Genomic DNA, 8,183 nt, shown 5'->3' with positions numbered 1-8,183 from the left:
TCATCGTCAACGGGGAGGATCCGGAAAAAACCGAAGAGCTCAAGGACGCCATCCTCGCCGCGCTCAACTCCGGGGTGAAACCCGAGGAGAAGCCGGCCCAAACCGTTGCGCCCGCCGCCGAGGAGGAGGTGCCGCTTTTCGCGGAGGCTCCCACCGGGGGGTTCGAGGTGCCGACGGAGCAGGTCGAGGCCCCGACCAAAGCCGGTTTCGAGGGCTACACCTGGTACGAGCTGAACCACCTCATCTTCGAGCTGTTGGACTTCAAAAACCAGATCACGGACATCATCCGCGCCATCATGATCATCCTGGCGGCGGCCATGATCGCCAACACCATGCTGACCAACGTCTTCGAGCGCACCCAGGAGATCGGCGTGCTGATGGCCATGGGCGCCAAGGGGCGCCAGATACTCGGAATTTTCCTCGGTGAGGCGGCTACGCTCGGGGCCATCGGCTCCCTGGCGGGCGTCATTCTGGGCGCGGGGGTCGGACTGATTCTGCAGAGCGTCGGTATAGACCTGGGCGACCAGTTCACCACTCTTATAAACGTACCCATAGACCGGGTCCTCTACGCCATGGTCCGGCCGATGATGCTGGCGCAGGCTTTCGGCCTGGGAGTTTTAGTCAGCGTTCTGGCGGGAATTTACCCCGCGATCAAGGCCGCCCGGATGCTGCCCACCAAGGCCCTGCGCTTCATCTGATTGCGGGGAGTTGAGACAAGGGGCTTAAGCCCCTTGCCCTTCCATCCTTAATGAGATTTACCGGGAAGCTCCGGGAGGGCCCCGTGAATAACCTCAAGCTCGCCGTCCGCGGCGTGACGCGCAACAAGAGACGCTCCCTCATCACCGTCTCGGCCATCGCCATCGCCCTGGCGACCATCGTCGTCATCAACTCCTTTATCGCCGGGACGGACAAGCAGATAAACGACAAGGCGGTCGAGGCCACCGGCCACCTGCAGCTCTACGCCCCGGAGTACTACGACGAAAGGCGCACCCTGCCCACCGACATCGCCATCGGCCACCTCTCCCGGGTCATGGAGACCCTCGGGAACACGGAGGGCGTCACGGACGCCACGGCCCAGATAACCTTCGGCGGTCTGGCCACCTTCGGCGGGCAGGAGATGGGCGGGTATTTCGTGGGCCTCGAGCCCGAGGCCGCCGGGCGGATTCAGAACCTGGCCGGGCGGATCACGGAGGGGAGATATCTCAACGACTCGGACGCCGACTGTTGCGTGGTCGGCTACCACATGGCCGAGCTCCTGGGCCTGAAACCGGGCGACGTGCTGACCGTCGTCACCCGGACCGCCTACGGCGCGCTGACCGCCATTGACCTGACCGTCGTGGGGCTGGCGGCGACGACGAATCCGATGATAGACGAGGGCGGGGCGCTCATGCTCCTGGCGGACGCGCAGGCGTATCTGGAGCTTCCCGACGCCGCCACCACGGTCATCGTCAACGGCGAGGACCCCCTGCAATCCGTGGCGCTGAAGGAAAAGGTCCTGGCCGCCCTCGCCGTCTTGACTCCGACGGCGGACGACGGCGATGCCGCGGTCGCTTCCGTGACGGAGCCGGTAGCCGCGGGTGATTCGCCTTCGGGCGCGGATACCGGCGAACCGGTCGAATCGCCCACCCGCGAAGGCTTCGAGGCCTACACCTGGCAGGAGCTTAACCAGGTGATGCTCGATATGATCCAGATGCGGCAGAAGATGATGGACATCATCCGCGCCATCATGATCGTGCTGGCCATGGCCATGATAGCCAACACCATGCTGACCAACGTCTTCGAGCGCACCCGCAAGATCGGCGTGCTGATGGCCATGGGGGCCAAGGGGCGCCAGGTGCTCATGCTCTTCATCGGCGAGGCGGCCGTGCTAGGCGTCATTGGGTCCGTGGTCGGTGTGGCGTTCGGCGCCGCCATCGGACTGATCTTGCAGAACGTGGGAATAACCATCGGCGACCAGCTTTCCAGTGTGGTGAACATCCCCATGGACAACGTGTTCTACGCCCTGGTGACGCCCGGGATGCTCGCCAAGGCCTTCGCCTCCGGAATCATCGTCAGCGTCATCGCCGGGCTCTATCCCGCCACCAAAGCCGCCCGGATGCAACCCGCCCGGGCCCTGCGCTTCATCTAAGACAAGGGGCTTAAGCCCCTTGCCCTCAGAAGAGGTATTCGATGCGACGCCCGATCATACTCGCCCTCCTCCTCTCGGCTCCCACCCTCGCACTCACCGCCGAGGAAATCATCCAGGCCGTGGACGACAACATGGTTTACGACTCGCTCACCGCCGTGGCCAAGATGGAGATCGTGACCCCGGAGGGCGACACGCGCACCAAGCTCATGACCATCATCGCCCGGGGCGCGGACGACGCCCTCATCGAGGTGACCTACCCCCAGCGCGAGGCCGGCACACGCCAGCTCCGCCTGGGAGACGAGCTCTGGCTCTACATCCCCGCCGAGGACAAGGAGCTCAAGCTGACCGGCAACATGCTCCGGCGCTCCATGCTGGGCAGCGACTACTCCTACGAGGATATGATGTCGCGCCACGAACTCACCGACGACTACGACACCCTGCTGGAACAAACCGAGGATTACCGGGGGCGGAGCTGCTACGTGATTCTTTTGACCGCCAAGCGGCCCGACATCACCTACCGCACCCGGCGTGTCTGGATAGACGTGGAGCTTCTGGTGCCGCTGAAGCAGGACATGTTCGCCGCCTCGGGAACCCTGTTGAAGGAATCCACCATGGGCGGCATCGCCCAGTACGGCGACCGCTGGTACCCCACGGTCATGGTTATGCGCGACCTGGTGCGCGGCGCGGGCAAAACCACGGTGACCATGTCCAACCTCACTTTCGACGTGGCGATACCCGAGGGAACTTTCAGCAAGTCCAACCTGCGCGGTTGACACAGCCCCGGACCGCTGGCATACTCCGATGGAGTTAGAGGGTTTACCCTATTCCCCCTGGACGCATGGACGCTAAACGCGACATCTGCCCCAACTGCGGCACCCGGTACGAGGCGGACGGCAAGTTCTGCATCATGTGCGGAACCCCCCGCCCCAAAGGGGACATGGTCTGCCCCTCCTGCGGCGAGCCGATCCGCGAGACGGACATCTTCTGCGGCAACTGCGGCTTCCGCCTGCGCGGCGACGGCTCCAAGGTGCCGGCCCGCCTGGAGCCCGAGGAGGAGGCCAAGCTCTACCACTCACCCACCGACGCGCCCATCACCCTCTCCGAGCTCCTGGCCGTGCCGCCGAAACTCCCCGACGACGGTCTCATAGTCCGCAAGTCCACCACGGGGGTCAAGTACGGTCCGGGGTCCTTCGAGCGCATCAAGAAGCTCATCCGGAAAGGCGCCATCACGGGGGACGACACCATCGGCACCGGAGACGGTCGCTGGTGGCTCATCAAGGATCACCCCCAGACCTGCGAACTGGTCGGCGTCGAGGCGGAGGAGCCCGAGGAGGTCAAGATTGACCTCGCCGCGCCCCGCATCGAACCGGAGACGAAAAAATCCGTCACCAAGGTGTCCGCGGAGGAGGAGAAAGACCTCCCGCCGCGTCCCGGACTCATCCCGCCCGACAACATCTACATCTACCTCATAGACTCCAAGAAGGAAATGGGGCCGATGAGCTACGCGACCCTGGTCAAGTACATCCGCAACGGAACGCTGGCCAAGCACGACTACATCTACTCGACCAAGAACAAATGGACCAGCTTCCGCGACCTCTTGAAGGAGGCCGGCGAAGGGGCGTAGTCGGTCCGGGACCGGCGAGGGGACGTGGAGGGCCGGCTAGGGGGTATAGCGGGGCCGGGATTGATACGGGGTACAGAGGCTCGGCGACGGGGGCGTAGCGGGGACAGCGACGGGGCGGTTCTGGAGTCGGGGCCGCTCTTTTGTAAACGGCGCCTTTCTTATTGGTAGAATTGACAGGGGCTTTTTGAAACCGGCGCCGTCCGACAGAAGACGGGGGCCGGCTTTTTCTAAGGATCGACATCGGGAAACCGGGACCGCGGGCCCTCATAGCGGGGGCGGTGTAATCCGACCCGGTATGCTACAATGATACCCCTCTAGAGCCTCCCTGGAGGTCGGCGTGTACTGTCCCGCCTGCGGCAAGGAGAACCCCGATCACGCGCGCTTCTGCCGCCATTGCGGCACGCGCATGCCTGACCTGGCCACGGAGACCACCACCGACTCCGAGCTCGAGCTCATCGAGGGCGCCGGGGAGTTCGTCGGGCAGACCCTCGGCCGCTACCGCGTACTGCGCAAGCTCCGGACGACCTCGACGGGTATCGTCTACCGCGCCCTGGACACCCAGTTGGATCGCATCGTCGCCCTGAAGATCCTCCCCCACGGCCTCACCGCGGAGGGGTCGGAAACCCCGAACCCCGTGGAGGAGGAGGACGCGCTGGAAGCCTTCCGCGAGGAGGTCAACCTCGCCGCCAACCTCGAGCACCCCAACATCCTTCCCGTCCACGATTTCGGCCGCTTCGGCGACAACTACTTCGTGGTGATGAAGCAGGCCGACGGGCACTCCCTGGCGCGGCACATCGAGAAGCGCGCCCCCCTCGCGCCCGTCGAGATGCTCCGCATCGGCATCCAGATCGCCACGGCCCTCGTCTACCTACACAAGCGCTTCATCATCCACGGGCGGCTCTCGCCCTCGGGGATAATCCTCCAGGATTCGGGGCACGTCCTTCTGCGCGACATCACCTTCCTCGGCCGTAAACACCCCCGCCCGCTCTCGCCCGAGGAGAAAATCTACGAGGCGCCGGAGCTGGCCGCCGGGGGCCACTTCGACGCCCGGTCCGACATCTACTCCCTGGGGGTCATCCTCTACCAGCTACTCACCGGCCACCTTCCCTACACCGAGGGTGGGGGCGAGGCCGACGAGCTCACCGTGCGGGGCGTCCCGTTGTCCCTGGAAGAGCTCCTGATCTCCATGATCCAGCGCGACCCGGACAAGCGGGTGAACTCCGTCGAGGACGTGCGCGAGCGGCTCCGGCGCGCCTACTCTCTCTCCATCACCTCCATGGCCGGCGAGGAGGACCTGACCGGGGAATTCATAGACTTCTCCCGGCTCTCGAGCGCCCAGGAAGCGGACCGCCGCATGATCCTGGAGGGTCTGCTCAGTGCCCTGGCCAAGGATACTGACCTGAAGAGCCTGCAGGTCGTGGACACCGACGCCGAGGCCCTGGACGCCATTGCGGCCGGAGAACCGGCCCCCACGAACTCCATCGGGCACCTGTCCTTCTACTCCACTCTGGACGAGACGGTCCGGCAGGCCAGGATGGGCCTTCTGTCCGACGCCATTGAGAACCTCATCCAGGAGACGCAAATCGGGACGGGCAAGGCGTTGCCGGCGACCCGCGCCTTCCTCTCCAGGGTGGGCGAAAGAGAGAGGAAGCTCAAGCGCGCCCGCTTCATCCTGGGCAACAACCTGGTGACCGAGTTCCGCCGGGCGGCGGAGAGTTTTTCCCAGGTGATCTCCGGCGATTCCAACTGCGAAGAGGCCAGGGAGGGGCTCGCCATCCTCGCCAGTCTCGGCGAATTCTGGCAACAGACCCAGGAAAAAACCAAGCCAAAGTGGCTCCTGCCGGCCGTCATCGGCGGCGGAGCCGCGATTCTGATCACGGTCTTTTTCCTCGTGTTCGGCGGCAAAGACCCGGGGATGCTGGCCGACACCCTATCCCCGCGCGGCTTTCTCCCCGGCGGCATCCAGAACCTTCTCGGCGAGGCTACCCAGGCCGAATCCGTTCTGGCTCTGCCATCGGCCCCCGTCAGCGAGCCGACCTTCTCCGGCGATTGGGTCCTCGTCCCCCTCGAAGGGGCCACCCTGGCCGCCTACTCCCTGGCTTCGGGCGAGGAGGTTTGGCAACAGAGCGACATCCCGGTGGACCACCCCCCGCTGGTCTACCGGAAGGAGATAATCACCGCTTCGGGACAGGTTCTCTCACTGCGCGACACCGACGGCTCGACCATCGCCTCCCACAACATCGAGGAGCGTCTGGCCGGAATCCCCGCCCTGGGCCCCGAGGGGCAGCTCTACGTGGCCAACGAGAAGGGCACCATCTACGCCTTCGATCTGGCCACGCCGCGCAAATTGCGCTTCCTGTGGTCCATCTCGAGCCAGGCCCGCCCCGCCGGCCTCTTCCCCACACCGGCGGGGAAGAAGCTCCTGGTCAGTTTCATTGACGGCTCCCTGGTGCTTTTCGACGGCTTCAACGGCGGCGAGCTCTGGCGCTACCAGATTCAGGGCTCCATCGTCCCCACCGACCGTTCGCCGCAGCCGATCATCACGGGGAACACCGTCTACATCGCCGCTTCCAACCATTGCATCGCCCTGTCCCTGGATTCGGGCTCCCTCCTTTGGGAACAGGAGCTCTCCGGACCCCTCGGCAACCCGACGCTCTGGGAGGGCTCCCTCTTCATTCCCTCCGGCGACGGCCGGATATACAGGTTGCTGGCCGACGGCGGGAACGTGGCGGAGGTGGAGAACCTCGGCAGCGGACTGGCCCTGGAAAGACCGCTGGTCTGTGGGTCGGAGCTCATCCTCCGCCTGACGGACGGCGGTCTTCTGCCGGTGCGGACCGCCGATCTCCGACCGGTGAACCGCGAACTGCCCAAGGCCGACTTTCCCCTCGCCGCCACCAAAGGTTCGGCCTGGCTCATCCGAGGCACGGTGGTGTATCGTCTTTCGAGCTCCGACGAGGATTGACCCTCCCCCGCAAAACCCGCGCATGACCAACGGCTCCCAGAACATTCCCTTCGTACATCTCCACAACCACAGCGAGTACTCGGTACTCGACGGTATGTGTCGCGTGGAGGACATGGTCTCCCGGGCCGTGGAGTACGGCATGGGCTCCCTGGCGTTGACCGATCACGGCAACATGTTCGGTGCGATCAGCTTCTACCAGACCTGCCGTCGCCGGGGCATCGTGCCCATCATAGGCTGCGAGGCATACCTGACCCCCGGCTCCCGTTTCGACAAGGATTCCTCCCAGAAGGACCGCCAGCACCTCCTCCTCCTTTGCGCCGACGAGACGGGCTATCGAAACCTCATCAAGCTCACGAGTCTCGCCCACACCGAGGGCTTCTACTACAAGCCGAGGATTGACCGGGAAATTCTGGAAAAATACTCGGCGGGCCTCGTGTGCCTCTCCGCCTGCCTCTCCGGGGAAATACCGCGCCTCTTGCAGTCCGACGACTACGCGGGGGCGAAGCAGGCGGCCGGCTGGTACGCGGAAATCTTCGGCCGGGAGAATTTTTTCCTGGAGCTGATGTACCACGGGCTCGACGAGGAACGTAAGGTCAACCACGGCCTTCTGTCCCTGGCCCGGGAGCTAGGCCTGGGGACCGTGGCGACCAACGACTGCCACTACCTCGACCACGCCGACCACCGCGCCCACGAGGTCCTGCTCTGCATCCAGACGGGGAAGACCCTCGCCGACCCGGACCACATGCGCTTCCCCTCCGATCAGTTCTACTTCAAGAGCCCCCAGGAGATGGCGAAGACCTTCGAGGAACTCCCCGAGGCGCTGGCCGCCTCGGAGGAGATTGCCCGGCGGTGCCGCCTCGACCTGGAGCTGGACCCCCTGGGCGGGAAGCTCCCCTCCTACCCCGTACCCGAAGGCCACGGCGATGAGAGCGCCTACCTCCGCGAGCTGTTGTCGGAGAATCTCCCCGAGCGCCTCCCCGACTGCGGCGATGAGTACAGAGCCCGGCTGACGGAGGAAATGCGCATCATCGAGGCCATGCGATTCCCCGGCTACTTCCTGATCGTGTGGGACATCGTCCACCAGGCCCGGCAGATGGGGGTCGAGGTCGGTCCGGGACGCGGTTCCGCCGCCGGATCCCTGGTAGCGTACGTCCTGGGCATCACCAACGTGGACCCCCTCGAGTACGGCCTCCTCTTCGAGCGCTTCCTCAACCCCGAGCGGGTCAACCTGCCCGACTTCGATCTGGACTTCGCCGACGACCAGCGCGAGCAGGTCATCGAGTACGTCAAGCGGAAGTACGGCGAGGCCAACGTGGCCCAGCTCATAACGTTCTCCCGGCTGGGGGCGCGGGCGGTCATACGCGACGTGGGGCGCGTCCTCGGCGTCCCTCTGGAGGCGGTGGACCGGGCGGCCAAGCTCGTCCCCTTCGGCCCGGGCGTGACGCTCGCGGGCGCCCTGGAGACCACCC

Annotated in this window: 6 protein-coding genes; all 6 read left to right on the top strand. The window is 65.1% G+C overall.

The genetic code is table 11. From position 1 onward, the window contains the following. The coding region (locus NTW26_06630) for an FtsX-like permease family protein (GenBank protein ID MCX7021931.1) at window positions 1-698 on the top strand (698 nt) is incomplete at its 5' end. An 83-nt stretch (window positions 699-781) separates the two neighbouring features. Next, window positions 782-2,128, top strand: coding sequence for an ABC transporter permease (locus tag NTW26_06625; GenBank protein ID MCX7021930.1), 1,347 nt, complete (start codon window positions 782-784; stop codon window positions 2,126-2,128). A 41-nt stretch (window positions 2,129-2,169) separates the two neighbouring features. Further along, window positions 2,170-2,901: an outer membrane lipoprotein-sorting protein gene (locus NTW26_06620; GenBank protein MCX7021929.1), complete on the top strand. Its 732-nt coding sequence runs from the start codon at window positions 2,170-2,172 to the stop codon at window positions 2,899-2,901. A gap of 65 nt (window positions 2,902-2,966) precedes the next feature. Further along, window positions 2,967-3,752: a zinc ribbon domain-containing protein gene (locus tag NTW26_06615; protein MCX7021928.1), complete on the top strand. Its 786-nt coding sequence runs from the start codon at window positions 2,967-2,969 to the stop codon at window positions 3,750-3,752. Window positions 3,753-4,089: 337 nt separating this feature from the next. Beyond that, the gene (locus NTW26_06610; GenBank protein MCX7021927.1) at window positions 4,090-6,714 is read left to right on the top strand and encodes a PQQ-binding-like beta-propeller repeat protein; all 2,625 of its coding nucleotides are present in this window, start codon (window positions 4,090-4,092) and stop codon (window positions 6,712-6,714) included. Between the two features lie 22 nt (window positions 6,715-6,736). Then, window positions 6,737-8,183: DNA polymerase III subunit alpha (dnaE, locus tag NTW26_06605; GenBank protein ID MCX7021926.1), on the top strand; the 1,447-nt coding region annotated here is incomplete at its 3' end.

The sequence above is a fragment of the bacterium genome (genome assembly GCA_026398675.1).
Classification (GTDB): Bacteria; RBG-13-66-14; RBG-13-66-14; order RBG-13-66-14; family RBG-13-66-14; genus RBG-13-66-14.
Note: the sequence above shows the minus strand (reverse complement) of the source record. Positions and strands in the feature narration are given on the sequence as shown.